Genomic DNA, 24960 nt, shown 5'->3' on the forward strand with positions numbered 1-24960 from the left:
TTGCGCGTATTTCTGTCGAATGACAGAAACCTCTCACCTGGTGAAATGGGCTATGAGTCCGGGTAGGACAGAATGAGGTCGTGACCAATATCGGACCCGGGCGTCCCCGCCTCGAGCCCCGCCGCCGACAGGGCACGACGCCGCGCGCCGAGATCCTCGACGCCGCCGCCGAGCTGTTCACCGCCAACGGCTACGGCAGCACCTCCACCCGGGGCATCGCCGACGCGGTCGGGATCAGGCAGGCGTCGCTGTACCACCACTTCGCAGCCAAGGACGACATCCTCGACGCTCTGCTGGCCGAAACCATCACGGCGGCATTGGAACTCGCGGAACGGTTGGCGCGGCGGCCGGAGCCCGCAGTGGTGCGGCTCTACGCGCTGGCCTGGTTCGACGTGCGACAGCTGTGCGCGGCGCGATGGAATCTGGGGGCGCTGTACCTGCTGCCGGAACTGCGATCGCCTCGGTTCGCGGCCTTCCGGGAGCGCCGCGACGAGCTGCGCCGCCACTACGAGGCCCTGGCGGCGCGCGTGGTGTCGGAATCGGGCGACGCCGCACCCGGCAGCGAACTGCTGCCCTTCCGACTCGTCGAATCGGTGATCAATATCCGCTCCGACGAAGGAGCGTCACCCGCCTACGCCGAGCGGTTGATCCCCGACGCCATCCTGCATCTGCTGGGCTGGCACGGCGACGCGGACGAGATCCGCGCCGCCGCCATCGACCTGGTCGAGCAGCCCTGACTCAGGACTTGCCCTTGGAGGTGCCCCACTTGAGTTCCCAGCGGTAGGCCTGATCCACCGCCAGCTTGCCCCAGTACTTGCGGCCCTGCGGCGGGCGCACGAAGACGCCCTCGCGGCGAACCACCAACTCGCCGTTGATGTTCTCGATCAGGGCGAGCACCATTTCGCGGGAATCGTCCACGCAGCCGTCCACCGTCATTTCGATCGGCGGGGAGCCCACCGGGTAGAGGGTGGCGGTGGCGTGCACGCCGCGGAAGTCGTTCGCGCCCTCGTAGAGCGAGGCGAACACCAGAATGCGGCGGAACTGGGCGGTGTGGTCGAGATTGATGGACAGGTTCTCCCCACCGGCGCTCGCGCCGCTGCGGTCGTCCTGATCCAGCTCGATGAACGGCGCGCGGTGCAGGTTGCCCATGGTGTCGAGCGGGCTGATGCAGCCCTTGGAACCGTCGGTGAGCTCCCAGAAGCAGCACAGGTCCAGATCCAGGCCGCCGCTGCCGCCGCGACGACGGCCGAACAGCCCGGTCGGCGCGTTCGGCACGGTCCAGTTCAGATTCACCCGCATCACACCGGAATTCGCACCCTGCTTGGTGAGCGAGACCGCCGGTGCCTCCTTGGTCAGCGAGATCTTGCCCAGGTTGACCGGCGGCGTGGGCGCGGACTGACCGGGGGCCGGTGCCGACGGTGGTTGGTGCTGGCCGGGATTCGGCGGCGGGTACTGGCCGGGCGGGGCCGGATAGCCCTGCGGGCCGGTCTGCTGCTGGCCCGGGGGCGTCGGGTAACCCTGTGGGCCGGTGTGGTGTTGGCCGGGCGGTGCGGGGTAGCCCTGTGGGCCGGTGTGGTGTTGGCCGGGCGGTGCGGGGTAGCCCTGCGGGCCGGACTGATGCTGCCCCGGCGGCATGGGGTAGCCGGGCTGGCCGGGCGGCGGATAGCCGGGGGCCTGGCCGGGCTGTCCGTGCGGGTCGGAGGGGTAGCCCGGTGGCGGAGGCGACGGGTACTGCTGGCCGTGGCTGGGCGGCGGGGGGTACTGCTGGCCCGGCGGTACCGGCTGCTGGCCCGGCGGTGGGTATCCCGGAGCCGCGGCGGGCGTAAACGGCTGGGGCGGTGGGGTGTTGAACTGGGACGGCTGTGGAGGAAGTCCGGACTGGGATGCCGGGTCCGGTTGCGGCTGTGTCGGGATCGGTGGTGGCTGCGCCGGAGTCGATTGCGGCTGCGCGGTGCCCGGTTGCGGCTGCGCCGGGGCATCGTCGACGGAGATGCCGAAATCCGTTGCCAGACCGGCGAGTCCGGACGCGTAACCCTGCCCGACCGCGCGGAACTTCCACGCGCCCTGGCGGCGGTACAGCTCGCCGAGGACGAAGGCGGTTTCGGAGGTGGCGTCGGTGCTGTCGAAACGGGCCACCTCCGCACCGGAATCGGCGTCCACCACCCGCACGTGCAGGCCGCGCAGCTGGGAGAAGGTGCCGCCGTCGGAGGAGGCGGCGATGACGATCTTCTCGATCTGCGGCTCCACCTGGGTCAGCCGCACCGAGAGCACATCGGTGACCTGCGTCCCCTGCTGCTTGCCCTCGTGGTTGACCGCACCCGACGGATGCTGCCGCTGGTTGTAGAACACGAAATCGGCATCGGAGCGCACCTTGCCCGATGACATCAGGAGCAGGGCCGATGCGTCGGCATCCGGAACCCCGGGACCCGACTGCCACCCCAACTCCACGCGGACCGCGGAACTCGGCACCGGAACATTGGCGCCCTTCATCATCGACACGTCTCTCAACGTATCCGATCGACGGGTGCGCTGTCCCTGGAGAAGTCGGGCGCAACCTCCCGGCACCATTCCGACCCGTCGGTGGGTGATCTGGCAAATGTGCAGCACAACGCGTTCCGAATCGTTATCAAAGCTCTTGAATGGGACTTTTCGCCGCTACACTGGACCGGGTTCCGTCGCCGCCTGGAGTGAGTGGCGAACCATCAGCACGACTACACGACTTGCCCGACCCTGGGGAGCGACGAATGTCGGAAGTGGAGCTGGAGGCCGCGACGCCGACGGGTGCGCGGAAATGGCTGGCGCTGGCGGTGCTGGCGCTGGGACTGTCCATGGTGGTGCTGGACGGCACCATCGTGGCGGTCTCACTGCCGGTGATCATCGCCGACCTGCACCTGAATTTCACTCAGGCGCAATGGATCACCAGCGTCTACGCGGTGGTGCTGGCCGCGCTGCTGATCACCGGCGGACGGCTCGGTGACCGGCTCGGCCGTCGACGGCTCTTCGCCCTCGGCGTGGTGATCTTCGTGGCGGGCAGTCTGCTCGCCGCCGCCGCGACCAGCGCCGGGCCGCTCATCTGGGGGCGCATCGTGCAGGGTGTCGGCGCGGCGGCGGTGCTGCCCGGAACCCTCGCCACCATGAACGCGATCTTCCGTGGGCGGGATCGCGTGATCGCGTTCGCCGTGTGGGGGTCGGTCATCTCCGGAGTGGCCGCCATCGGGCCGCTGCTCGGCGGCTGGCTGACCACCGACCACACCTGGCCGTGGATCTTCCTGGTCAACATCCCGTTCGGGGCGGTGGTGCTGGTCGGGCTGCTGCTGTTCGTCCCCGAGACCCGGATGGGCAAGGCCGCGCCCGGTCTCGACGTCGATGGCTTCCTGCTCAGCGCAGCGGGTTTCGCGCTCGTGGTGTTCGCCCTCATCGAAGGACAGAGCTACGGGTGGTGGCAGCCGCTGCGAGAGTTCCCGCTGCTGGGGTTCACCTGGTCGGCCGATGCGCCGATATCACCGGTTCCGGTGCTGCTGGCCCTGGGCGTGCTGGCGCTGGGGCTGTTCGTGCGCTGGGAGCGGCATCGCATCCTGATCGGTCGCTCGGCGCTGCTGGACCCCGCGCTGTTCCGGATTCCGAGTTTCCGGTGGGGCAATGTCGCCGCCTTCGCGGTGGCGCTGGGCGAATTCGGTCTGCTGTTCGTGCTGCCGCTGTTCATGGTGAATGTGCTGGGGCTGTCCACACTCCAGGCCGGTTATGTGCTCGCGGGCATGGCCGCCGGCGCGTTCCTGGCCGCCGGGATCGCCGAAGGACTGGTGCGTCGGTACGGGCCGGTGCGGGTGGTGCAGATCGGGCTGGGACTGGAGGCGGTCGCGGTGGCGGCGACCGCGTTGTTCGTGACGCCGGATATTTCGGCGTGGTGGCTGGCGGGCATGCTCGCCGTCTACGGCATCGGGCTCGGTATGGCGTCGGCGCAGCTCACCGGGACGGTGCTGGGGGAGGTGCCGCCGGAGAACTCCGGGCAGGGATCGGCCACCCAGAGCACGGTGCGCCAGGTCGGCTCGGCCTTCGGCACGGCCGTGGTGGGCGGTCTGCTGTCGGTGGCGCTCGGCCACGATCTGGCCGAACGGCTGGCCGCGGTGCCGAACCTGCCCGAGGAGGCCGCCGACACCATCGCCACCGCCACCCGGGAATCGGCGGGCGGTGCCATCGCGGGCGTCCGCGAACACGAAGGCGTCACCGAGGTGCTGAACGCCCTGCTCCAAGGCTTCACCGATGCCACCCGCACCACCCTGCTGGCCGCCACGATCTTCCTGCTGCTGGGCCTGGCCGCCGCCACCCGGATCCCGCACCGGCCGCCCGAGACTCCGGTCAGTCGATGAGGTCGAGCTCGCGCAGGTGGTGGAAGACCATGAGGGAGCCGGGGGCGACGTGCGGCATGGCGGCGTATTCGGCGACCGTGAAGTAGCGGATCTCGGCGATTTCGCTGCTGGGCCGCGGATCGTCGGTGAGTTCGGCGGTGAAGCAGGTCATGTGCAGCCGGGTGCCCGGGGTGTGGCCGTACGCCTCCGCGCGGAAGACGCCGAGTTCGTTCACCGCCGTCACGCCCACACCGAGTTCCTCGCGGATCTCGCGGTGCAGCGCGGCCTCCGGCGTCTCGCCCGGATCGATCTTGCCGCCCGCCATGTAGAAGACGTCCTTGCCGACCGATCGGGCCTGAATGAGACGGCGATCGCGGATATGAGCCAGGGCAGCGGTGCGAATCACCCGAACCAGCTTAGGGAGCGTTGATAGCTCAGTGCGTGGGCGGGGCCAACTTCCAGTGCCGGGTCAGCGCGTCGGCGATCTCGGGCAGGACGGTCACCGGAATACGCTTGTGCCGCAGCATGGTTCGGATCTCGCCGACCTGCTCGCGCTTGCGCATGTCGTAGGCGTTGGCAATGGGCCGCACCACCGGGGGAATCGACAGCAACACCAGTTCACCGTGCGGCTCCTCGCCCCCGTTGAGATCCAGCGCCAGCGCCCAGCGGCCGTGCTCGTCGAGTGCGAAGCGGCCCGCCACCACCCGATCCCAGGCGATGGTCTCCGCCGACCACGGCGTCCGCCGCACGATGGCGTCCTCGCCGAGCACCACCCCGTCGCGCTTGAACAGCGCCAGCAGCAGGGCGACGGCCGCGACGGCTCCCACCGCGATACCGGTGAACACCCGGTTCACCCCGAACGCCGCCACCGTCGCTCCGCAGACCGCCAGCAGCGTCAGCGCCCCCACCGACCCGTACGTGGCCGCGCGCCCGCGCGGCACCACCCCGGCCCGCACCACCGTGGTCATAGCGCCTCCCGCATCCGTCGTTCCGCGCCACGGTACCGGGACTTCGTCGAACCCGGCTGACCGGTTTTCCGTCGCACCCCGACGCCGCAGCGCACCGGTCCCGGCCTGTCGCCGGAACGGCTCGGAAATCGGCGCGCTGCCGGGGGTCGGCGGCGCACTGGCGCTCGCGGCCGCTGGTCCGGTGACACGCTCGTGACCAGCGAAATCTACGACGACGGCCCCGTACGGGGCACGACCGGTGTATCGGGTCAGGCTTCCAGTGGGACCGCGGCCTCGGCGGTGTACACCAGGAAGGTCAGGCTCTCCTGGAAGTACAGCTCCACCGTATTGGCGTCGTGGGACAGGTAGCCGATGGAGAGGTCCTGGCCCAGTTGCAGGTCGAAGTCGCCGCCGCGGGTGGTCAGGACGAAGGCGCCGTCGATGGCGGGGGCCCAGATGATCTGGCCGTCGATGAGGCGTTCGATATGGGTGCGGATCGGGTGGCCGTGGTCGGAGGTCTCGCTGACCGCCGTGTACAGGTCGGCCGACAGCAGCACCGAGTACGGGCCGTCCACACCGCCCAGGCGCAGCTTGCTCAGCGCCTGCGCGATCGTTTCCGGGACCAGGCGCGGGTCGCCGGGCAGCTTCACCGGCTCATTGGAGGTACTGGACCGGATACCGGTGATGGCGGCGGCCGGGTAGCCCTCGAAGATGGCGCGGTCCTCGGCGAAGGCGATCTTCTTGGCGGCGTCCTTCACCGCGTCCAGGTCGGTGTCGTTCGCACCGCGTTCCACATTGTCGAGTTCCTCGCGGGTCAGGCTGAACGGCACGCGCAGCTCCACCAGCGGAGCCACCAGCCGCTGCCGCGCCTGCACACCCTCGTCGGGCGGGTTGATGACGGTGGTGCGGCCCAGGCCGACCGCGTTGAAATCGGCCCCGTGCGGACCCGACAGATCGACCACGCGGCGACCCGCGATGTGCCGCTTGAAGGTTCGCGTCGCCTCCTCCTCGATGGCCGCCCAGGCCGCGGAGGTGATCGGCGCGAGTTCGCGATGGAGGTTGTTCATGCCTTAGCTCCTTTTCAACGTGCCGATACCGAGGGAACCGTTACCGGATATGTCAACATCGTCCGCCTCCGGAGATTCCCGCTCCGCCGGTGCGGGTGCGTCCGGCAGCTCATCGAAAAAGCTTGTGGCGGGCGCGAAGAACGCGGTACCGGTGACGGCCGTGGAGAAATCGAGAATGCGGTCGTAGGCGGCCTCGTCGCTGCCGAGGAACATGCGCTCGAGCATGGTCTCGATCACGGTCGGGTCGGCCGCGTAGGCGATGTAGTAGGTGCCGAACTCTCCGGCGGCCACACTGCCGAACGGCATATTGGCCCGGGTGATCTGACCCAGGTCGTCCTGATCGTTCACGGCGATATGGGAATCCGCGGGTTTGTCGGCGTCGTCGAGTTCGAAGTCGTCGACCTTGGTGCGGCCGATCACCCGCTCCTGCTCGGGGACCGACAGCGCCCGCCAGGCGTCCATGTCGTGCAGATACTTCTGCACGTACACGTAACTGCCCCCGGCGAATTCGGCGTCCTCCGTGCTGACCAGGGTGGCCGAGCGGGCCAGCTGCCCCTCGGGGTTCTCGGTGCCGTCCACGAAGCCGAGCAGGTCGCGTTGCTCGAAGTAGCGGAAGCCCTGGGTCTCGTCCACGATGGTGGCCGCCCCGGCGAGTCGTTCCCCGATCTTCATGGCGAGCTCGAAGCAGGCATCCTGATTCTCGGCCTTGAGGTGGAACAGCAGGTCGCCGGGCGTGGCCGGGGCCTGGTGCTTGTCGCCCTCGTATCCCGGAAATTCGTGCAGCCGAGCGGGTTTCGGCCCGGCGAAGAGGCGGTCCCAGGCGGCGGAGCCGATGGCGGCCACGCAGGTCAGACCCGAGCCGGGCACCCGGAATCCGACGGACCGGCGTAACCCGGGCAGGTCTGCGAGTAGATCGCGCACCACCGCCTCGCCCCCCTCGTCGATGGTGGCGACGAGGAAGATCGCGGCGGGTGTCAGCGGGTCGAGGATCGGCTGCGGCTCACCCATGGGCTCCAGCCTAGAACCACGATCGGGTGCGGCGGTCCTCCGGTTGCCCTGTGTCTGCCGGTGGGCTGTACCGACCAGCAGGTTTGCTCTGGCGTCTACTTCGCCACAGTGAGCAGGAAGGCCACATCGTCCACGGCCTTCACACTGTGCCGGGCGTCGGGGATGACCAGCAGGTCACCGGCCGAACCCTTCCACTCGTTGGCTCCGCTGATCAGGGTCAGGGTGCCGCTGAGCACGACCATGGTGGCCTCACCCGGATTCTCGTGCTCGGCCAGGCTCTGACCGGCCGTCAGGGCGATCACGGTCTGGCGCAGCGAGTGGGCGTGCCCACCGTAGATCGTCTGCGAACTGCGCCCGCTCGAGGCGGTGGCGGCGATCTTCAGTTGCTGGCGGGCGACCGCGGTCAGCGATTTCTTGTCCATGGACTGCCTTTCGCCGGGCTGGTATCCGTGAGTATGCCCGACGGCCTCGAACCGCTCGGCTATTTCGCCGGTTCGTGTGCGGGAATTGCCGTACACGCGATATTCGCGTGATCCGTGTTACCGCGTATAACGCCGAAAGCGATACCGCAGACCCGTGGTGGATTCGCGCCACGGTTCGGATTCGGCCGACCACTCCGGGCCGATGGCGGGGGCGTAGCAGTCGCCGGCGATATCCGCATCCACCTCGGTGACCATCAGTTCGGTCGCCGAAGGCAGTGCGGCACGGTAGATTTCACCGCCACCCATCACCCACACCGGCTCGTCGCCGGCGAGGGCGAACGCCTGCTCCAGCGACCCAGCGCGCTCGGCGCCCGCCGCCGCCCACTCCGGATCGCGGGTCACCACGATATTGCGGCGGCCCGCCAGCGGACGGAAGCGCGCGGGCAGCGAATCCCAGGTGCGACGGCCCATGATCACCGGATGTCCCCAGGTCACCTCCTTGAAATGCGCCATATCCTCCGGAATTCGCCACGGAATGGTGTTGTCCACCCCGATGACGCCGTCCAGGGTCTGCGCCCAGATGAGCCCGACGGTCCGCACCCGCACCGCGCTGTCGGCGCTCACACCGCCACCGGGGCCTTGATCGCCGGATGATGCTGGTAGTCCAGCACTTCCACATCCTCGTATCGGTACTCGAACAGGGTCGGGGCCTGACGCAGCCGCAGCCGCGGGAACGGATACGGTTCCCGGCCCAACTGCTCGCGCACCTGGTCCACGTGGTTGTCGTAGATATGGCAGTCGCCGCCGGTCCAGATGAAATCACCCGGTTCCAGGTCGGCCTGCTGCGCCACCATGTGGGTGAGCAGGGCGTAACTCGCGATATTGAACGGCACGCCCAGGAACAGGTCCGCACTGCGCTGATACAGCTGGCAGGAGAGCTTGCCGTCGGCCACGTAGAACTGGAAGAAGGCGTGGCAGGGGGCCAGCGCCATGCGGTTCAGCTCCGCCACGTTCCAGGACGAGACGATGATGCGGCGCGAATCCGGATCGGTGCGCAGCGTCTCGAGCACCTGCGCGAGCTGGTCGATATGGCCGCCGTCCGGGGTCGGCCAGGAGCGCCACTGCACGCCGTAGACCGGGCCCAGCTCGCCGTCGGCATCGGCCCACTCGTCCCAGATGCTGACGCCGTGCTCCTGCAGCCAGCGCACATTGGAGTCGCCGCGCAGGAACCACAGCAGCTCGTAGACGATGGACTTGAGGTGCACCTTCTTCGTGGTGACCAGCGGAAAGCCACGCGACAGGTCGTAGCGCAGCTGATGGCCGAAGATGCTGCGGGTGCCGGTGCCCGTCCGATCCGATTTCGGGGTGCCGCTGTCCAGCACCAGCCGCAGCAGGTCCTCGTACTGGGTGTCTCGGGGGGCGTCCACGCCTGGCAAGCTTACGCAGTGTGCGGCAGCTCTATGTGATCGGAATCGGCGCCGGGGATCCGGACCAGGTCACCGTGCAGGCCATCAAGGCGCTGCGTCGGGTGGACGTGTTCTTCGTCATCGGCAAGGGAGCCGAGAAGCGGGAACTGGTGGATGTGCGCACCACCATCCTCGAAGAACACGCGCGACGGCCGTATCGGGTCGTGGAGATCCCCGACCCGCCGCGCGACCGGTCGGTGCCCGCCGCCGGTGCGGACGACGCCTACCGCGGGGTGGTGGCGGACTGGCACGAACGGCGCAGCGAACTGCTGGAGGCGGCCTTCGCCGCGACCGAGGGCGTGGGCGGCATCCTGGTCTGGGGTGACCCCTCGCTCTACGACAGCACGCTGCGCATGGTCGAACGGGTGCTCGGCCGGGGGCGGGCGCGGTTCGAGTACACGGTCATTCCCGGCATCACCAGCCCGCAGGCGCTCGCCGCCGGACATCGCATGGTGCTGCACGAGATCGGCGCACCCGTGCAGATCACCACCGGTCGGCGGCTGCGCGAGGAGGGCCTGCCCTCGGACCGATCCACCCTCGTCATGCTCGACGGCGACTGCTCCTTCACGTCCGTACCGGGCGACGACGTGCACATCTGGTGGGGGGCCTACCTCGGTATGCCCGATGAGACCCTCATCTCGGGGCCGCTGCGAAAAGTGGAGCAGGAGATCGTGACCCGGCGTGCGGAGCTGCGTGCGGCGAAGGGCTGGATCATGGACATCTATCTGCTGCGCCGCGGCTGAATCATCCGCCGAGCTGCCCGGCGACGAGTTCCCGACCTGCGGGAACGGTCCGCCGGGTTAGGCTGCCGGTGGTGGGATCGGAAGGTGGTGCGGGTCCGGTGACGCTCATCGGCCGGGAGGAGTCGGCGGCGGTGCTGCGCGAGCACCTGCGCCGAACGCTGACCAGCCACGGCGGGCTGATCCTCGTCGCCGGTGAGGCCGGAATCGGCAAGACCGCGCTCATGACGCAGGTGCTCGAGGAGTTCACCGATGCGGCGCTGGTGCTGGCGGCCACCGCCTGGAGCGGGGACGGCGTGCCCGGATACTGGCCGTGGGTGCAGATTCTGCGGCGGCTGCGGGATCGCTGTGACGCCGACGAGTGGGCCGCGGTCGTCGATTCCGCCGGAGCGGCGCTGATCGCGCTGACGGAGGGGACGCCCGGAGCGGATGCCAGGGGGCAGCCGGGTGCCAGGAGCCGTCCGGTTGCCGCCGTGCGGCCTGAGGCTGGGGGAGCCTCGGACGCTCCGAGGGCCTCGCGGGGGGCAGCGGACTCGGGCGATGCGGGGGCCTGGCAGGGGGCGGGAGTCTCGGGCGTCGCGGGGGCCTCTGGCGTGGTAGGAGCCTCGGACGAGGTGGGACCTGCTCAGGGCGACGGAGTTTCAGGCGTTGCCGGATCGGGGGTTACGGAGGCTTCGGACACTGCGGTGACCGCGGATGTCGCTGGTCTTGGCGGCACGCGCTCGGGCCAAGCGGTGCAGGGGAATTGGGCGCTGTTCGAGATCGGTGATGCGGTCACCGCCGCCCTGGTGAGTGCGGCGCGGCAGCGTCCGGTCTTCGTGGTGATCGATGATCTGCACCATGCCGATCCGGAGTCGGTGCGGGTGCTGACCTTTCTCGCGCGCCATGCCTGGTTCGAGCGGATCGCCGTGGTTGCCGCGGTGCGCGATACCGAGCTCGCCGCCGAAAAGCATCCGCTGCGTGAGGTTTTCCCGGAGGTGTGGGCGGCCGCGCAGACGGTGGAGCTGGCCGGGCTGTCGGGGGTCGAGACCGCCGCCCTGGCCGCCCGGCTGACCGGGAGCACACCGCCGCCCGAGATCGCGCGGCGTATCGCGAGCGCCAGCGGCGGCAATCCCTTTCTGGCGGAACAGGCCACGCGGCTGTGGCACGGTGGCGGGTCCATCGACGCCCTGACTCCGGGCGTGCGCCAGACCCTGGACGCGCGACTGGCCCCGCTCCCGGAGCGAGTGGTGGCGGCGCTCGGTGTCGCGGCGGTGGTGGGACGCGAATTCGCCGTTCCCGTGGTCGCCGCCGCGCTCGGCACCACCCCGGCCGAACTGGCCGACACCCTTGCCCAGGCGGTGCGCGCGCGTCTGGTCGGCCGCACCGGTACCGCCCTCGGCGGGCCGAGTGGCGACCGGTTCGTCTTCGTACACGACCTGATTCGCGAAACCCTGCTGGCGCGGCTGGACGCGGTGAACCTGCACCGGCGGCACGCCGACGTCCTCGCCGCCCTGGAGCGCCTGCCCCGCGATGTAACCGGCGCGACCGCAAGCGATTTCGCCCACCACGCCTACCAGCTGACCCGATCCGGCGACCCCGCCGCGGCCGCCCGCGCCCTGCACTACCTGCTCAGCGCGGCCGCCGACGCCGGCACCCGCTCGGCCGCCGGCGAAGCCGCCCACCACTACCGCCGAGCCCTCACCCTGCTACCCCCCGACAACCTCCCCCGCCGCGGCCACCTCGGCCTCGCCCTGGCCGCCGCCGCCCACCGCGCGGGCGAACTCCCGGAAGCCCGCGCGGCATACGAGACCGTCCTCATCGAATCCCGTGCGGCACACCGCGAATCGGCTGACCAGCCCGATCGGAAAGGGTTCAGGTACGGGCGAGAGCTAGACGCGGACCGCGAGTTCGGTGGAGGTCGCGGCGGTGAGGGTACAGACGTTGAGATGGATGCGGCAGGAAGGCGCGGCGCGGCGGAGCTCGGGTACGGCGCGCGTGTGTGCAGGAGCGGTGGAGGTGGAGCGCGTACCGGCGCGGACCGAGCGGACGATGCTCCGGCTGACGGTGGGCTGGCACCCGCGGGTGACAGACGAGAGACAACTGCCGACATGCGGCCGCAGTCGGTGTCCGCTGGGGTGGAGCCGTGTCCCGGCGGGGGTGAGTCGGCAAAAGGAGTGATGGAGTCGTGTCCCGGCGCGGGCGAGTCGGCAAATGTACGGGTGGAGGGGTGTCCCGGTGACATGGAGCCCACTCCCGATGGAGTGGAGTCGGTGCCCGGTGCAATGAATTCGGTTACCGATGCGGTGAATTCGGTGCCGAGGGTGGCGGCGGAGTTGTTCGCGCGGGCCGTGCTCGGGTTGCAGGGGCTCGGGATGACGGATCCGGAGGGGGCGGCCGCACGGGAGGTCGAGCTCATCGACGAGGCGCATCGGAGGCTGGTGCGGGAGCGGGCGGAGGGGGATCCGCTGGCGGTGCGGGTGTTGGCGGCGGCGGCGCGGGTGCGGGTGCATACGGGGTGGTCGCGGCGGGCGCGTCGGGGTGAGGCGGTCACGGAGGAGATGAGCGCGCGGGCGCTGCGGCTGGCGCGGGCCTGCGGGGATGCCCATACGATCGGGGCGAGCCTGCTGGCACGACACGATGCCGTCTGGCGGCCGGGGACGGCCGCCGAACGGCTGGCGCTCGCGGCGGAGATCCATACCGTCGCCGACTGCGTGGGCGATGAGGACCTGCGGATTCAGGGGTATGTGCTGCGCATCGCGGCCCTGCTGGAACTCGGTGATCCACGCGCGCACTCCGAACAGGCCGCTCTCACCGCCTACGCCGACCGCACCCGCCTGCCCCGCCCCCACTTCATCGCCCGCTCCCGCGCGGGCGCACTGGCCACCGTCACCGGCAGCCACGCCGCCGCGGCGGCCATCGACGACGCGTACGCCCTCGGCGAGCGCAGCGGTGAGGTCGACCGCCTGCCACTGTGGCTCGAACAGCGCTGGGCACTGGCGCTGACCGCCGCCGACGAGCCGGCTATCGCCCGCCTCACCGCCCGCTATCGGCAGCTGCCCAGCGCCTACGCCGTCGCACCGCTCCTACTCGCCGCGGCGCGCCGCCTGGCGGCTGCTGGGTCCGGGGTGGGCTCGGCGTTGTCCGGGGCGGCCGCTGGGTCCGGGGCGGGCTCGGCGTCGTCCGGGGCCGCCGCTGCGTTCGAGGCTGATTCGGCGTCTTTCCGGGCCGGTGCTGTGTCCGAGGCTGACACGGCGTCTCCCTCGGATGTCCCCACGTTTGGGGCCGACGGCATGTCTCGCGATGCCGCTGCTGCGTTCGAAGCTGACTCGGCGTGTCTCGGGGCCGGTGTTGCATCCGGGACTGACACGGCCTCTTTCGGGGTCGCCGCTGGGTCCGGGGGCGACATCACGTCTCCCGGGGCCGACACCGCGTCTCCCGGGGCTGGTGATCCGTGGTGGGGGCAGGACGAGGCTGGGGTGGTGGATGCGGTGCGGCGCGGGGTGGATGAGGTGCGGGTACTGCTGGAGACGTACCCGCGGCACTTCCATGCCGGGGCGCTGATCGCGCTGGCGGAGGCGGCGGTGGCGCTCGAGGACGCGGAGTTGCGGAAGTCGGTGCGGGAGTGGCTGTCTCCGCTGCGGGAGCTGTGGGCGGTGACCGCTGGGGGCGGCGCGGTGTACGGGCCGTACGCCTACTGGCTGGGGCGGCTCGACGCGGCGGCGGGCGATCGCGACAGTGCCGCGGTCGAGTTGGAGGCGGCTGCGGCGGCGGCGCGTCGCATGCGGTCGGTGCCGTGGCGGGAGGCGGCGGAGCGAGAATTGCGGCGGCTGGGCACGGCGCCGACGCGGGCCGCCGTGCTGCGCGCGCATACCGCGATCGAACCGGCCACCAATGTCTTCCGGCTCGCCGACGGGGTCTGGACGCTGCGGTTCGCGGGACAGACGGCGCACCTGCCCGATATCAAGGGGCTGCGGGATCTGCACACGCTCATCGCGAATCCGGGGCACGACATCTCGTCGATGGAACTGCTCACCGGTACCGGCACCGCCGCGGCCACCGCGTCGGCCGCCCGCGGACTGGGCGCCGACACCGTGCTCGACGAGCGCGCCAAGGCCGAGTTCCGCCGCCGACTCGAGCGGCTCGACGACGAAATCGACCGCGCCACAGCCCGCTCCGACGACGACCGCGCCGCCGAACTGGATACCGAGCGCGCCGCCCTGTTGGACGAACTCCGCCGCGCGGCCGGACTGGGCGGTCGCACCCGCCGCCTCGGCGATGATGCCGAACGCGCCCGCAAAACCGTCTCCGCCCGCGTCCGCGACGCCCTGCGCCGCCTGGACCACGCGCATCCGGAGCTGGCCGAACATCTGCGCGCCTGCGTATCCCTCGGCCTGGTCTGCCGCTATCAGCCGCAGCGCGAGATCCGCTGGGGTACCGACCGGACGCTGGGCACTGATCGGCCGCTGGGCACCGACCGGCCGCCGGGTACCGATTAGCCGCTGGCACCGACTAGTCGCTGGGGGCACCGACCGGGCGTCGGGTACCGATTAGCCGCTGGGCACCGACTAGTCGCTGGGGCACCGACCGGCCGCTGGGTACCGACTAGCCGCGCGGTCCGGCCACCCGATGTTTGGAAGCCCCGTCCGAGCGGGGTGGGCCACCCGGGCGGAGCTTCCACACTGTCGGCCCTACAAAAGGGGGCGTTCGCAATTGGCCGACAGCGCGAAACCCTATGGGGGCAAACGTCTGGACAACCATGACATTTATGCCCGCACCGCTGACATTTCGTGCCGGACATTGTTTCGCGGTCCGTGTCGCGCGGGAATTGCCGAATCTCGCGGCGCTGGATTCGGTCTCGCGCCTTCCGGGTGAAAGCACCGAGCGGCCGCCGAACGGCCCGGACCGAAGGAGCGAATCATGGAGCGCATCGCCACCGACCTGTGGGTCACCGAAACCCAGAACCCGGCGCCGGGCCTGACCACCCGCGCCTACCTGTGGACCCGCCCGGAGGGCAACGTGCTGTTCTACAACACCAGCATCGAGAGCGAGTTCGACCGCATGGCCGAACTCGGCGGGGTCGCCGACCAGTACCTCAGCCACCAGGACGAGATCACCTCCACCCTGGCCACGCTGAAGGAGCGGTTCGGTACCCGACTGCACCTGCACGAGTCGGAGGCGGACCTGGTCACCGCCACCACCGTGGACGATCCGTTCACGACGCGGCACACCGCGTTCGAGGGTTTGGAGGTCATCCCCACCCCCGGCCACACCGTGGGCAGCACCAACTACCTGGCCACCATCGCGGGTAAGCGCTACCTGTTCACCGGCGACACCATCATCCGGGGCGAGGACGGCCGCTGGTGGGCCGGTTACCTGGAGGGCTTCAGCGATAAGGACACGCTGGTCGCCAGCCTGGATGTGCTGGCCGAACTGACTCCGGACGTGGTGGTCTCCAGCGCCTTCCTGGGCGAGTCCGGCGTGACCGAACTAGGGGAGCGGCCGTGGGCGGAGTTGGTCGGCGAGGCGCGCGAGGGGTTGCTGGCGGGCCGCTCGCTTGTCTGACCAGGGCGTGTTCACATCGGGCGCCATGTCGGTGGGTGCCGGTAGGCTTCGGGTGTGCCCGAGTTACCCGAAATCGTGGCGCTGGAGCAATTCCTCGCCGAGCATGCGGTGGGCGCGGTCGTGGGTCGGGTCGATGTGGCGGCGCTGAGCGTGCTCAAAACCTTCGATCCGCCGGTGACCGCGCTGTCCGGGCGTGACGTGACGGGGGTGGGGCACTGGGGTAAGCACCTCGGCATCGACTGTGACGGGCTGTGGCTGATCACGCACCTGTCGCGGGCGGGCTGGCTGCGCTGGCTCGACGAGCCCGGCGCCGCCCCGCCCAAACCGGGGAAGGGGCCGCTCGCCCTGCGCGTGCACCTGTTCACCCCGGAGGGCGCGACCCCGGCCTTCGACCTCACCGAGGCGGGCACCAAGAAGCGGCTCGCGGTCTGGCTGACCGCCGATCCGCTCGCGGTGCCCAGTATCGCCCGCCTCGGTCCGGACGCGCTGGCGGTGAGCGAGCCCGAATTCGCCGAACTGCTGCACGGCACCTCGCAGCGGGTGAAGAACGCGCTCACCGATCAGACCGTCATCGCCGGTATCGGCAATGCGTACTCCGACGAGATCCTGCACACCGCGCGGCTGTCGCCGTTCGCGAATGCCGGAACTCTGGACGCGGAGCAGCTGTCCCGGCTGTATGCGGCCATGCGCGCGGAACTGCGCGACGCGGTCGAGCGGTCCGTGGGTCAGGACGCCGCGCGGCTCAAGGGCGAGAAGCGCTCCGGCATGCGGGTGCACGGCCGCACCGGCATGCCGTGCCCGGTCTGCGGCGACACCGTCCGCGAGGTGTCCTTCGCGGACAAGTCCTTCCAGTACTGCCCCACCTGCCAGACCGGCGGCAAGATCCTCGCCGACCGCCGCATGTCGCGCCTGCTGAAGTAGGGCGGCGGCCCCGCGAGCCACGGTGGCGTGTCGGGCGCGCATACGCCGGTGGGCCTGCTGCCGACTGTCGTGGGGAGGTGTGTCCGCCGCGAATGCGCCGCTGGCGCACCGCTTCGGCTGGCCGTATGCGCCGGTCGGTGCTCGCCGCCGCCATCGCTCTCGGCGCGGCCATCCGCGACCTCGCGTGGGCTGGGCTCAGCCGGGTCGGCTCGGCACCCATGACGGCTTGCCGTTGGATTTGGTGGCCGAGCACAGGCGGCGGTCGCGGTTACGGGCCCGGTCGAAGGTGCCCACGGGCCCGGTGGTCCCGCCGCGCTCGGGTCGGTTCAGATCAGTGTCGGTACCGTAATTCCCTGCCAGGCGAGGCGTTTGGCGCGGTCGGGATCGTCCTCCAGTCGCGGCGGGTAGTCGATGATCATGGTCGTGCGCCGGTCCTCGGTGTACTGCGGCCAGGACGGCAGGGGTGCGCCGTCACGGGCGAAGGACAGCCAGTTGTCCTGGAACTGCCGGGTCACCGAGCGCATGCCGCGCTGGCCGCCCGCCACCGTGAGCGCGCGTCCGAACGGGGTGTCGCTGGCCCCGAACACCGGGATCAGGTCGAAGGCGTGGGTGGCTCCGAATCCGGCGAGATGCAGTGCGCGCGGGGCGAAATCGAAGCGGTAGCCGTAGGTGGGCGCGTAGCGGCTGTGTCCCTCCATGGCCGTCACCGTGGACCGCCAGAGCACGAAATCCCCACCCATGCGCACCGCGACCTTCGGGTCCGGGAAGCCCGGATAGGCGGCGACCACCTGGGCCGCGGCCTCGGCGCTGGAATGCGCGAGCACCTTGCGAATGCGTTCCGGCGTGGTCGGCAGCGTATCGGACAGCCGCGCGAACAGCGTCCCCTCATCGCGATTGCTGCCGATGATGAGCGGCAGCCGGTGCGCGCTGCCCTCGGTGAGCGCGTCCAGCGGGGAACGCGGCAGGAAGTCGCCGTCCACCATGGGCACGGCCGGGAACAGTCCCGGCTGCTCCCGCAGCACCGTGGCGACGGCCCGGTCCACCGCGCGGCGAATGTCATTGGCACCGGCCGAGATCAGCGCACGCGATGCCTCCTCCGGACCGGCCCCGAGACCCTCCACGCAGCGGCGGGCGAAAAGTTTGGCGTCGTCCGGACTGGCCGCCCACGCCGCGGGCGGGCTCTGCGAGATACCCCGATGGAACAGACCCTCCGCCGCCGGGGTCGCGAACAGGCTCAACACGGCGTGCGCCCCGGCGGATTCGCCGAAGATCGTGACATTGTCCGGATCGCCGCCGAAGGCCGCGATATTGCGCCGCACCCACTCCAACGCCGCCACCTGGTCGCGCAGCCCCAGGTTCGAATCGAATCGCCGCTCGGGCGTGGAATATTCGCTGAAGTCCACATAGCCGAATCCGCCCAGCCGGTAGTTCAGCGACACCACGATCACATCACCGCGCACGGCCAGCCGCGCCCCGGAGTACAGTCCCAGCGCCGAGGTGCCGATCATGTACCCACCGCCGTGGATGAACACCATGACCGGGCGCGGCGTGGCCGAATGCCGTACCGGCGCGGTGATATTGAGCGTCAGACAGTCCTCGCCGGTCGGCTGCTGCTGTCGCGGCCCGATGCGAGCGCCGCTGCGATGCTGCATCGCGGCGAGGCCGAATTCCCGGGCGTCGCGCACCCCGGCCCAGGGCCGCACCGGCTGCGGCGCCCGGAATCGCAGCTCTCCCACCGGCGGCGCCGCATAGGGGATGGACCGCCAGCGCGCCACGCGGCGGCCCCGGGAACCGCGGACGACGCCGTCGGCAGTAGTGATATCGATCGTTGCCACCATTGGAAAACGGTATAGGCGCGACCCACCCGCCCGCTAGACCCTACTGACTTGTTGCCAATACGTGGCCGGACCGAACCGATCACAGCCAACTGCCGAACTTCCGGATGTACAGCGTCTTCGCCAGCTGCGCCACCAGGCAGTAACTCAGCAGCGTCAGCACCAGCCAGGGGAAATACGCCAGCGGCAGGGCCTGCATCCGGAGGACGTCCGCCAGCGGCGAGAAGGGCAGCCAGATGCCGACGGCCATGATCGTGCCCGTGGTCAGCAGCACCGGCAGGGCCGCCCGGGATTGGAGGAACGGGATCTTCCGGGTGCGGATCATATGCACGATGAGGGTCTGGGAGAGCAACCCCTCGATGAACCAGCCGGATTGGAACAGCGTTTGGTGTTCGGGACTGTTGGCCTGGAACACGAACCACATCAGCGCGAAGGTGCTCATATCGAAGATCGAGCTGGTCGGGCCGATGCACAGCATGAACCGGCCGAGATCCCGGGCGTTCCACTGCTGCGGCTTGCGCAGATACTCCTCGTCCATGCGATCCCACGGAATGCTGAGTTGTGAGATGTCGTAGAGCAGGTTCTGCACCAGCAGGTGCACCGCCAGCATGGGTTGGAAGGGCAGGAACGCCGAGGCCACCAGCACCGAGAACACATTGCCGAAATTCGACGACGCGGTCATCTTGATGTACTTCATGGTGTTTCCGAAGGTGCGGCGGCCCTCGATAACGCCGCGTTCGAGCACCATGAGGTCCTTCTCCAGCAGGATGATGTCCGCGGATTCCCTGGCGATATCGACCGCGGTGTCCACCGAGATGCCCACATCGGCCTCACGCAGCGCCGCCGCGTCGTTGATGCCGTCGCCGAGGAAGCCGACGGTGTGGCCGCGCGCGTGCAGGGTGCGCACGATGCGCGCCTTCTGCGCCGGGTCGATCTTGGCGAAAAGTGTGGTGCGTTCCACCAATTCGGGCAGATCCGCGTCATCGGTCAGCTCCAGTCGGGCGCCGGTGACCGGTTCGCCCACCGCGAGGCCGACGCCCGCGCACACCCGCGCCGCCACCAGTTCGCTGTCGCCGGTGATCACCTTCACCTCGACGCCGTTGTCCGCCAGGGCTTTCAGCGCCGCGGCCCCGTCCTGCTTGGGCGGATCGAGGAAGGCGAGGAAGCCGACCAGCGTCAATTCGGTCTCGTCGGTCGCCGTGTAGCGGTCGCGAATCGGCACCGCCCGGGTGGCGACGGCCACCACCCGCAGGCCCTCGCGATTGGTCCGCTCGGCCACGTCGATCACGCGTTCGCGCAGCTCGGGGGACATGGCGATCTCGCGGTCGCCGTCGCGTGCGAACCGGCACAACGCGACGACCTCCTCCACCGCGCCCTTGCAGACGAGCTGGTTCTCCGCGAGGCCGCCCAACCGGTCGCTGAGCACCACCGACATCCGGCGGCGCACGAAATCGAAGGGGATCTCGTCCGCGAGCCGATAGCGGCTGTCGACGACGACCTCCTCGGCCTCGTCCATCCGGTCGATGACGGCGCGGTCCAGCAGATTGCGCAATCCGGTCTGGAAGTGGCTGTTCAGATACGCCAACCGCAGCACCTCGTCGCTCGGCCGCCCGTGCATGTCCAGGTATCGGTCTAGCACGACCCGGTCCTCGGTGAGGGTGCCGGTCTTGTCGGTGCACAGCACATCCATGCCGCCAAGATTCTGAATCGCGCTCAGCCGCTTGACCACGACCTTGCGCTTGCTCATGGCGACCGCGCCCTTGGCCAGATTGGCGGTCACCACCACCGGCAGCATCTCCGGTGTGAGGCCCACCGCCACGGCCACCGCGAACAGGAACGCCGAGGTCCAATCGCCCTGATTCCAGCCGTTGACGACGAACACCACGGGCACCATGACCAGCATGAACCGGATGAGCAGATAGGCGACCCGCTTCACTCCGGTGTCGAACGCGGTCTCCGGATGCGCGCCGACCATGATGTCGGCCATGGAGCCGAAGTAGGTGTCCGAACCGGTCGCGACCACCACCCCCGTACCGGTTCCGGAGGTGACGGAGGTGCCCATCAGCACCAGGTTGTCGGCATCGGCGGGGTCGGGGCGGGTGTGCCGCCGGGTGTCGCCGGTGGTGGTGTCGGCCTTCTCCACCGGCAGCGATTCACCGGTCAGGGCGGCCTGGGCGACCATGAGGTCCTTGGCCGCGAGGAGCCGCACATCGGCGGGCACCAGGTCACCGGCGGCCAGCTGCACGATATCGCCGGGCACCACCTCGGCCATGGGGATTTCCCGGGCTCGGCCGCGCGGTGCGCCCGCATCGCGCCGCACCACCGCCGCGGTGGTGGTGACCAGCCGGGCCAGCGCTTCGGCGGCCCGATTGGAACGGAACTCCTGCCAGAACCGGATCAGCGTGCTGATCGTGATCATGATGCCGATGGTGATGACGCCCTCGGCGTCGCCGGTCAGGTAGAGCACGACGGCCAGGCCCGCCAGCACCAGGATGAACGGGTTCCCGAACGCCCGCACCAGCTGCACCAGCCAGTGCGGAACGTATTCGTGGGCGATCTTGTTCGGGCCGTACTGCGCCAGCCGCTGATCGGCGTCGGCGTGGTCGAGGCCGGCGCGCACCGAATCCAGGTCGTGCAGCACCTGTTTCGCCGGTCGGGCACTGATGCCGACCAGCTTCGCGCCGACCGCGCGGGTGCGGTCCTCCAGCTCGGCGGCCCGGCGTTCCCGGCGGGACGGGCGGTGGGTGGGTGGTTCCGGCTGCTGGAGGGACAGCGGAGTGGACATGGTCATGAGGTACTCCTCGCGCGGTAGCCGCATCGGGACTGTGGGGTGTCGGTGCGTGGCCGCCTACCGCTTCGGGTGGCAGCCCAGCGAGGCGCTGACCACCGCCGGTGGCGTGTAGCCCGCCAGCAGGTTGGCCCGCTCCTGCGGGGTGAGATTCCGGCGTGTCCACAGGCGGTGCGCGCCGCGGCGGCAGCCGCCGAGCAGGGCGGTGGTCAGGGTGGCTGGGGTACGACGTGCGATGAAGGTCATGGCGAACTCCTCGGTGACGGGGCCGCGATTCATCGCTTCGAAATCTTTTCAACCGAATTCGCGCACGCTGGGATGGACAATTGTCGAGGACATGACAATTGCCTGAGAATGCGCTGAATTCGCCGAACGGTCAGTACGAAGGAATGCCGCGACCGGGCGAGACAATGCAGAGTGATCGAGACGGATACGGACTTCCACCGGGTGTCATCCTGCGGATCTCACCTCCTTGCGGCCGAGGCGTGCGGGGACGCCGAATCGAAAGCACAGCAGGGAGCGGGCCAGGGACGTTTCCCTGGTGAGCACCCCTCTCGTCAGAGTTTCGGCACTACGCGACGTGTCTCGGCATCGAGCCGGGAAGCCACTTCGGGTACATCCCTTAATCCGGGAAGACCTGTCCTAACCTTGGGCGTCTCTCGACGTCGTCAGATCAGTGGCCTGTGTTCGCGTAGGAGCCTCACCTATCGAGGTGCATGAACGTCGACAATGGTGTCGCACGAATTCGGATAAGTCAAATCCCGAAAAAATCGGCCCCCGATCGGGGGCCGAAAAACCTACTGGAGATAGCCTTCCACCTGCTGGGCGGAATTCGGCTGGGCCGAATCGGGATCGCGCCCCTGATCGAGCCGGGCCCGGCGCTGCCGCAGCAGATCCCAGCACTGGTCCAGCTGCACCTCGAGCTCGGCCAGTTGGGCGCGCTCGCTCTCCGGGTCCAGCTCACCGCCGGTGGTCTTGGACCGCAGCTCGTGCTCGCGATCCACCAGTGTCTTGATACGCGCGAGAATGTCCTGATCGGTCATGAAGCCTCCACTCCGCGACGGTTGCAGCGCGACCCGGGCCCGGGTCACGCGTCCATGCTACGGCGCGGCCAGGCACTCCCCGGCGGTCCGCAGTGCCGCCGCCAAATCCGCGCGCGGCAGGGCGGCGTAACCGAGCGCCACGCCGAACAGCCGTCGCGGCCCGACGTAATGGGTGTCGAGGCGGCCGAGGTGCACGCCGCGCCGCTCCGCCGCCGCCACCGCGGCCGCCTCGGCGGTGGCCGAGGCCAACGGCACCACCACGTGTGATCCGGCGGCGTCGCCGATCACCCCGAGGCCGTGTCGGCGCAGTTCCGCCACCACCATGGCGCGCCGCGTCTGCATTTCGCGGCGGAGTCGGCGCAGATGCCGGGCGAGATCACCGTGTGCGGCCAGTTCGGCCAGCACCAGCTGCCCGGCCGCGGCCGGACCGGTGCCGGTGTGTTCGCGATGGGCGAGCACCGCGTCGGCGACGGCGGGCGCGGCGACGAGCCAGCCGATGCCCAGGGCCGGGGTGAGGATCTTGCTGGTGGTGCCGAGATGCACCACCACATCGGGGGCGAGGGAGGCCAGCAGCGGCAAGGGCGCGGTGTCGTAACGCAATTCGCCGTCGTAGTCGTCCTCGATGATCAGAGCGCCGGTGCGGCGGGCGAATTCGACGAGCCGCACCCGCCGCTCGGCGGGCATCCGTGCGCCCAGCGGAAACTGGTGCGCGGGAGTGCAATACACGGCGCTCACGCCGTCCGGCAGCAGGTCCACCCGCAGGCCGTGGTCGTCGACCGGAATCGGCACCAACTCGATTCCGGCCGCCCGGAACGCGCCCGCGGCCCGGCGGTAGCCCGGATCCTCGATGGCCACCGCCGCGCCCGGGGGCAGCACCGCGGCCGCCAGCTCGCTCACCGCGGCGCTGGTGCCCGATGTGGCCAGTACCGCACTGCCGCCGGACGCGCCCAATCCCCGATGCCGCAGCAGGTGTTCGGCCACCGCCGCGCGGTAGCCGGGGTCACCGGCGCGGTTGCGGCGGACCAGGGGCATCGGGACGGCGGCCGCCCGCCAGGCCCGTCGCCACGCCGCGCGGTCGATGGCCTCCACGCACGGTGCACCGGGGGCCAGATCGGCCAGATCCGTCGCCTCGTCCGCATCGGAGGCGGCCGGCGACCACTCCGGGGCCAGTCGTGGGGCGGCGGTCAGGTAGGTGCCGGATCCGTGTCGCCCGCCGAGCCAGCCTTCGGCGTGCAGTTGGTCGTAGGCGGCGGTGACCACGGTGCGGCTCACGCCGAGGCGCAGCGCCAGTGCCCGCGAGGAGGGCAGGCGGTCGCCGCGGTGCAGGAGCCCGGTGGCGGCGGCGTCGCGCAGTCGGTCCGCGATCTGTGCCGACAGCGGCGTCGATGCCGCGCGGTCGAGCGTGATCGGGAGGTCGTCGGCGGGGGTCGGGCGGTGTGCCGCGTTCTCGGATGTGGTCGCCGTCAAGGGTCCGCCTCAAAAGTGGTCTGTCGAAATCATCCAGAAATGGATATTCTACTGGTCCATTGGCGCGGCCATGCTGGTCATATGAGTCAGACAGCGTCGAATCGGACCCCCTTGTCGCCCACGCCGCGCAGCACTCCGACGCGCTACCGGCACCGCGCCCGGAGTGACCGAGCGGTCCTGGACGCCGTGCTGGACGCCGGGTTCCTCTGCCATCTCGGCGTGGTGATCGACGGCGCGCCGCTGGTGGTGCCCACCATCTACGGGCGCGACGGGGACACGCTCTACCTGCACGGCTCCACCGGATCGGGCAATCTGCGCGCCGCGAGTACCGGTGGGGTGTCGGTATCGGTCACCCATGTGGACGGCATCGTGTACGCGCGTGCCGCGATGCACCTGTCCATCAACTTCCGGTCGGCCGTGATCCACGGTCGGCCGACCACGGTCACCGATCCGGATGAGCAGCTGCGGGCCATGCGGATCGTCGTCGACAATGTCACGCCCGGCGCCTGGCCCGCGGTGCGGCAGCCGACCAAGAAGGAGCTCGCGGGCACGCTGGTGCTGGCGCTCGACCTCACCGAGGCGTCGGTGAAGGTGCGTGAGGGCGGGCCGATCGACGAACCGGAGGATGTCGCCGCCGGTGGGGTGTGGGCCGGAGTGCTGCCGCTGCGGCAGCTGTGGGACGCCCCCGTACCGGCCGACGACCTGGAGCCGGGAGTGCCGGTACCCGACCATGTGCTGGCCCGGATCGCGGGGTCGCCGGTGGCGGGGTAGCCGAAAGATCGAATCACGGTCACACTGAAGGTGATTCGATCTAGTGCCGGGAGGTCCCCATGGATCCCGATAGCGATGACGCCGAGGGCGGGCCGACGCGCCTGCTGGATTTCATAGCGCGGCGGGAGGCCGAGTCCGCCGCCGCACTGGCCGCGGCCCGAATCGGCTCCGGAAAGGAGCCGTTCAGCCTGGAGGCCCTGCGCGCCGCCTACGACCTCACCCTCGATCTGGGTACCCGGCCGCTCACCGCGGCCGATGTCGCGGAGTACGAGCGTCGCTACTACCTCACCACCCCGCCCGACATCCGGACGGTCGCGCAGTTCGGCGAATACCTGTACTCGCTCTACATCAACGAGGTGGGCTGAGAGCACGGCGCGCGGTCTGCCGCGCCCGTGCCGGGGCGCTGGAACCCGTTGCGGCGCAATCGGCCCGGCGCACCGGGTGCGGCCTCGTCGGCTCGGTCGAGCGCGGCCGTGGACGTGGTGGCGAGGCTGAGCCGCGCACGGTGGTGCGGGCGTGGTCACAGGGCTGGCAGGTGCTGTGGTGAGAAGCTGAGGTGATCAGCCGGAGCCCAATGCGACCGAGCTGAGCGGGG

Annotated in this window: 21 protein-coding genes and 1 riboswitch; of the genes, 8 read left to right on the plus strand and 13 right to left on the minus strand. The window is 70.0% G+C overall.

Features of this window, described 5'->3' with window-relative positions; genetic code table 11:
• Positions 1-80: 80 nt before the first annotated feature.
• Complete coding sequence (locus tag FOH10_RS00910) at positions 81-737, plus strand: TetR/AcrR family transcriptional regulator (RefSeq protein ID WP_029930169.1); 657 nt, start codon at positions 81-83, stop codon at positions 735-737.
• A 1-nt stretch (position 738) separates the two neighbouring features.
• On the opposite strand, the gene FOH10_RS00915 is transcribed toward FOH10_RS00910, so the two are convergent.
• A complete protein-coding gene (locus FOH10_RS00915; RefSeq protein ID WP_186000878.1) occupies positions 739-2493 on the minus strand; it encodes a TerD family protein in 1755 nt (584 codons plus the stop codon).
• 251 nt (positions 2494-2744) lie between these two features.
• Between FOH10_RS00915 and FOH10_RS00920 the strand changes: the two genes are divergently transcribed.
• Entirely contained in the window at positions 2745-4367 is a 1623-nt protein-coding gene (locus FOH10_RS00920; protein ID WP_143979255.1) for a DHA2 family efflux MFS transporter permease subunit, read from the plus strand.
• Here FOH10_RS00920 and FOH10_RS00925 read toward each other — a convergent pair.
• The 7 genes from FOH10_RS00925 to FOH10_RS00955 all read right to left on the minus strand — a co-directional run bounded on the left by FOH10_RS00925 (position 4357) and on the right by FOH10_RS00955 (position 9217).
• Positions 4357-4752, minus strand: coding sequence for an NUDIX hydrolase (locus FOH10_RS00925; RefSeq protein ID WP_186000671.1), 396 nt, complete (start codon positions 4750-4752; stop codon positions 4357-4359). The two genes, FOH10_RS00920 and FOH10_RS00925, sit on opposite strands and share 11 nt — an antisense overlap.
• A gap of 28 nt (positions 4753-4780) precedes the next feature.
• Positions 4781-5314: a hypothetical protein gene (locus tag FOH10_RS00930; RefSeq protein WP_143979257.1), complete on the minus strand. Its 534-nt coding sequence runs from the start codon at positions 5312-5314 to the stop codon at positions 4781-4783.
• 248 nt (positions 5315-5562) lie between these two features.
• Complete coding sequence (locus FOH10_RS00935) at positions 5563-6360, minus strand: family 1 encapsulin nanocompartment shell protein (RefSeq protein ID WP_029930164.1); 798 nt, start codon at positions 6358-6360, stop codon at positions 5563-5565.
• A gap of 3 nt (positions 6361-6363) precedes the next feature.
• Positions 6364-7368: a Dyp-type peroxidase gene (locus FOH10_RS00940; protein ID WP_143979258.1), complete on the minus strand. Its 1005-nt coding sequence runs from the start codon at positions 7366-7368 to the stop codon at positions 6364-6366.
• Between the two features lie 95 nt (positions 7369-7463).
• Complete coding sequence (locus tag FOH10_RS00945) at positions 7464-7790, minus strand: cupin domain-containing protein (protein WP_039817302.1); 327 nt, start codon at positions 7788-7790, stop codon at positions 7464-7466.
• 117 nt (positions 7791-7907) lie between these two features.
• Positions 7908-8414, minus strand: a complete 507-nt coding sequence (locus FOH10_RS00950) for a dihydrofolate reductase (RefSeq protein ID WP_425326124.1) — start codon at positions 8412-8414, stop codon at positions 7908-7910.
• Complete coding sequence (locus FOH10_RS00955; RefSeq protein WP_143979259.1) at positions 8411-9217, minus strand: thymidylate synthase; 807 nt, start codon at positions 9215-9217, stop codon at positions 8411-8413. The genes FOH10_RS00950 and FOH10_RS00955 overlap by 4 nt, the downstream gene beginning before the upstream one ends.
• Before the next feature lie 20 nt (positions 9218-9237).
• On the opposite strand from FOH10_RS00955, the gene cobF reads away from it, so the two are divergent.
• The 4 genes from cobF to FOH10_RS00975 all read left to right on the plus strand — a co-directional run bounded on the left by cobF (position 9238) and on the right by FOH10_RS00975 (position 16461).
• On the plus strand, positions 9238-9999 hold the full coding sequence (cobF, locus tag FOH10_RS00960; RefSeq protein ID WP_143979260.1) for a precorrin-6A synthase (deacetylating): 762 nt from the start codon (positions 9238-9240) through the stop codon (positions 9997-9999).
• Positions 10000-10070: 71 nt separating this feature from the next.
• Positions 10071-14474 (plus strand): AAA family ATPase, encoded by a 4404-nt coding sequence (locus FOH10_RS36025; RefSeq protein ID WP_143979261.1) that lies wholly within the window; start codon positions 10071-10073, stop codon positions 14472-14474.
• A 421-nt stretch (positions 14475-14895) separates the two neighbouring features.
• On the plus strand, positions 14896-15540 hold the full coding sequence (locus FOH10_RS00970) for an MBL fold metallo-hydrolase (protein WP_029931119.1): 645 nt from the start codon (positions 14896-14898) through the stop codon (positions 15538-15540).
• Between the two features lie 54 nt (positions 15541-15594).
• On the plus strand, positions 15595-16461 hold the full coding sequence (locus FOH10_RS00975) for an Fpg/Nei family DNA glycosylase (protein WP_029931120.1): 867 nt from the start codon (positions 15595-15597) through the stop codon (positions 16459-16461).
• Positions 16462-16787: 326 nt separating this feature from the next.
• Here the strand turns inward: FOH10_RS00975 and FOH10_RS00980 are convergent, their stop codons facing one another.
• The 5 genes from FOH10_RS00980 to pdxR all read right to left on the minus strand — a co-directional run bounded on the left by FOH10_RS00980 (position 16788) and on the right by pdxR (position 23594).
• A complete protein-coding gene (locus FOH10_RS00980) occupies positions 16788-18299 on the minus strand; it encodes a carboxylesterase/lipase family protein (RefSeq protein WP_143979262.1) in 1512 nt (503 codons plus the stop codon).
• Between the two features lie 79 nt (positions 18300-18378).
• Positions 18379-21087 carry a magnesium-translocating P-type ATPase gene (mgtA, locus tag FOH10_RS00985; RefSeq protein WP_244961508.1) on the minus strand — a complete coding sequence of 903 codons (2709 nt, stop codon included), beginning with the start codon at positions 21085-21087 and terminating at the stop codon, positions 18379-18381.
• 57 nt (positions 21088-21144) lie between these two features.
• Positions 21145-21363 carry a hypothetical protein gene (locus tag FOH10_RS00990; RefSeq protein WP_143979263.1) on the minus strand — a complete coding sequence of 73 codons (219 nt, stop codon included), beginning with the start codon at positions 21361-21363 and terminating at the stop codon, positions 21145-21147.
• A gap of 263 nt (positions 21364-21626) precedes the next feature.
• Positions 21627-21803: riboswitch (M-box (ykoK) riboswitch) on the minus strand.
• Positions 21804-21881: 78 nt separating this feature from the next.
• Complete coding sequence (locus tag FOH10_RS00995) at positions 21882-22127, minus strand: DUF2630 family protein (protein WP_029931123.1); 246 nt, start codon at positions 22125-22127, stop codon at positions 21882-21884.
• A gap of 57 nt (positions 22128-22184) precedes the next feature.
• Positions 22185-23594 (minus strand): MocR-like pyridoxine biosynthesis transcription factor PdxR, encoded by a 1410-nt coding sequence (gene pdxR / locus FOH10_RS01000; RefSeq protein WP_143979264.1) that lies wholly within the window; start codon positions 23592-23594, stop codon positions 22185-22187.
• A gap of 81 nt (positions 23595-23675) precedes the next feature.
• Here pdxR and FOH10_RS01005 point away from each other — a divergent pair, with 81 nt between their 5' ends.
• Together FOH10_RS01005 and FOH10_RS01010 are read left to right on the plus strand one after the other, a co-directional pair.
• Positions 23676-24365, plus strand: coding sequence for a pyridoxamine 5'-phosphate oxidase family protein (locus tag FOH10_RS01005; protein WP_143979265.1), 690 nt, complete (start codon positions 23676-23678; stop codon positions 24363-24365).
• Positions 24366-24424: 59 nt separating this feature from the next.
• Entirely contained in the window at positions 24425-24730 is a 306-nt protein-coding gene (locus tag FOH10_RS01010) for a hypothetical protein (RefSeq protein ID WP_029931126.1), read from the plus strand.
• The last annotated feature ends 230 nt before the right edge of the window (positions 24731-24960 follow it).

Origin of the sequence: Nocardia otitidiscaviarum, from assembly GCF_007362295.1 — a bacterium.
GTDB classification, from domain to species: Bacteria; Actinomycetota; Actinomycetes; order Mycobacteriales; family Mycobacteriaceae; genus Nocardia; species Nocardia otitidiscaviarum.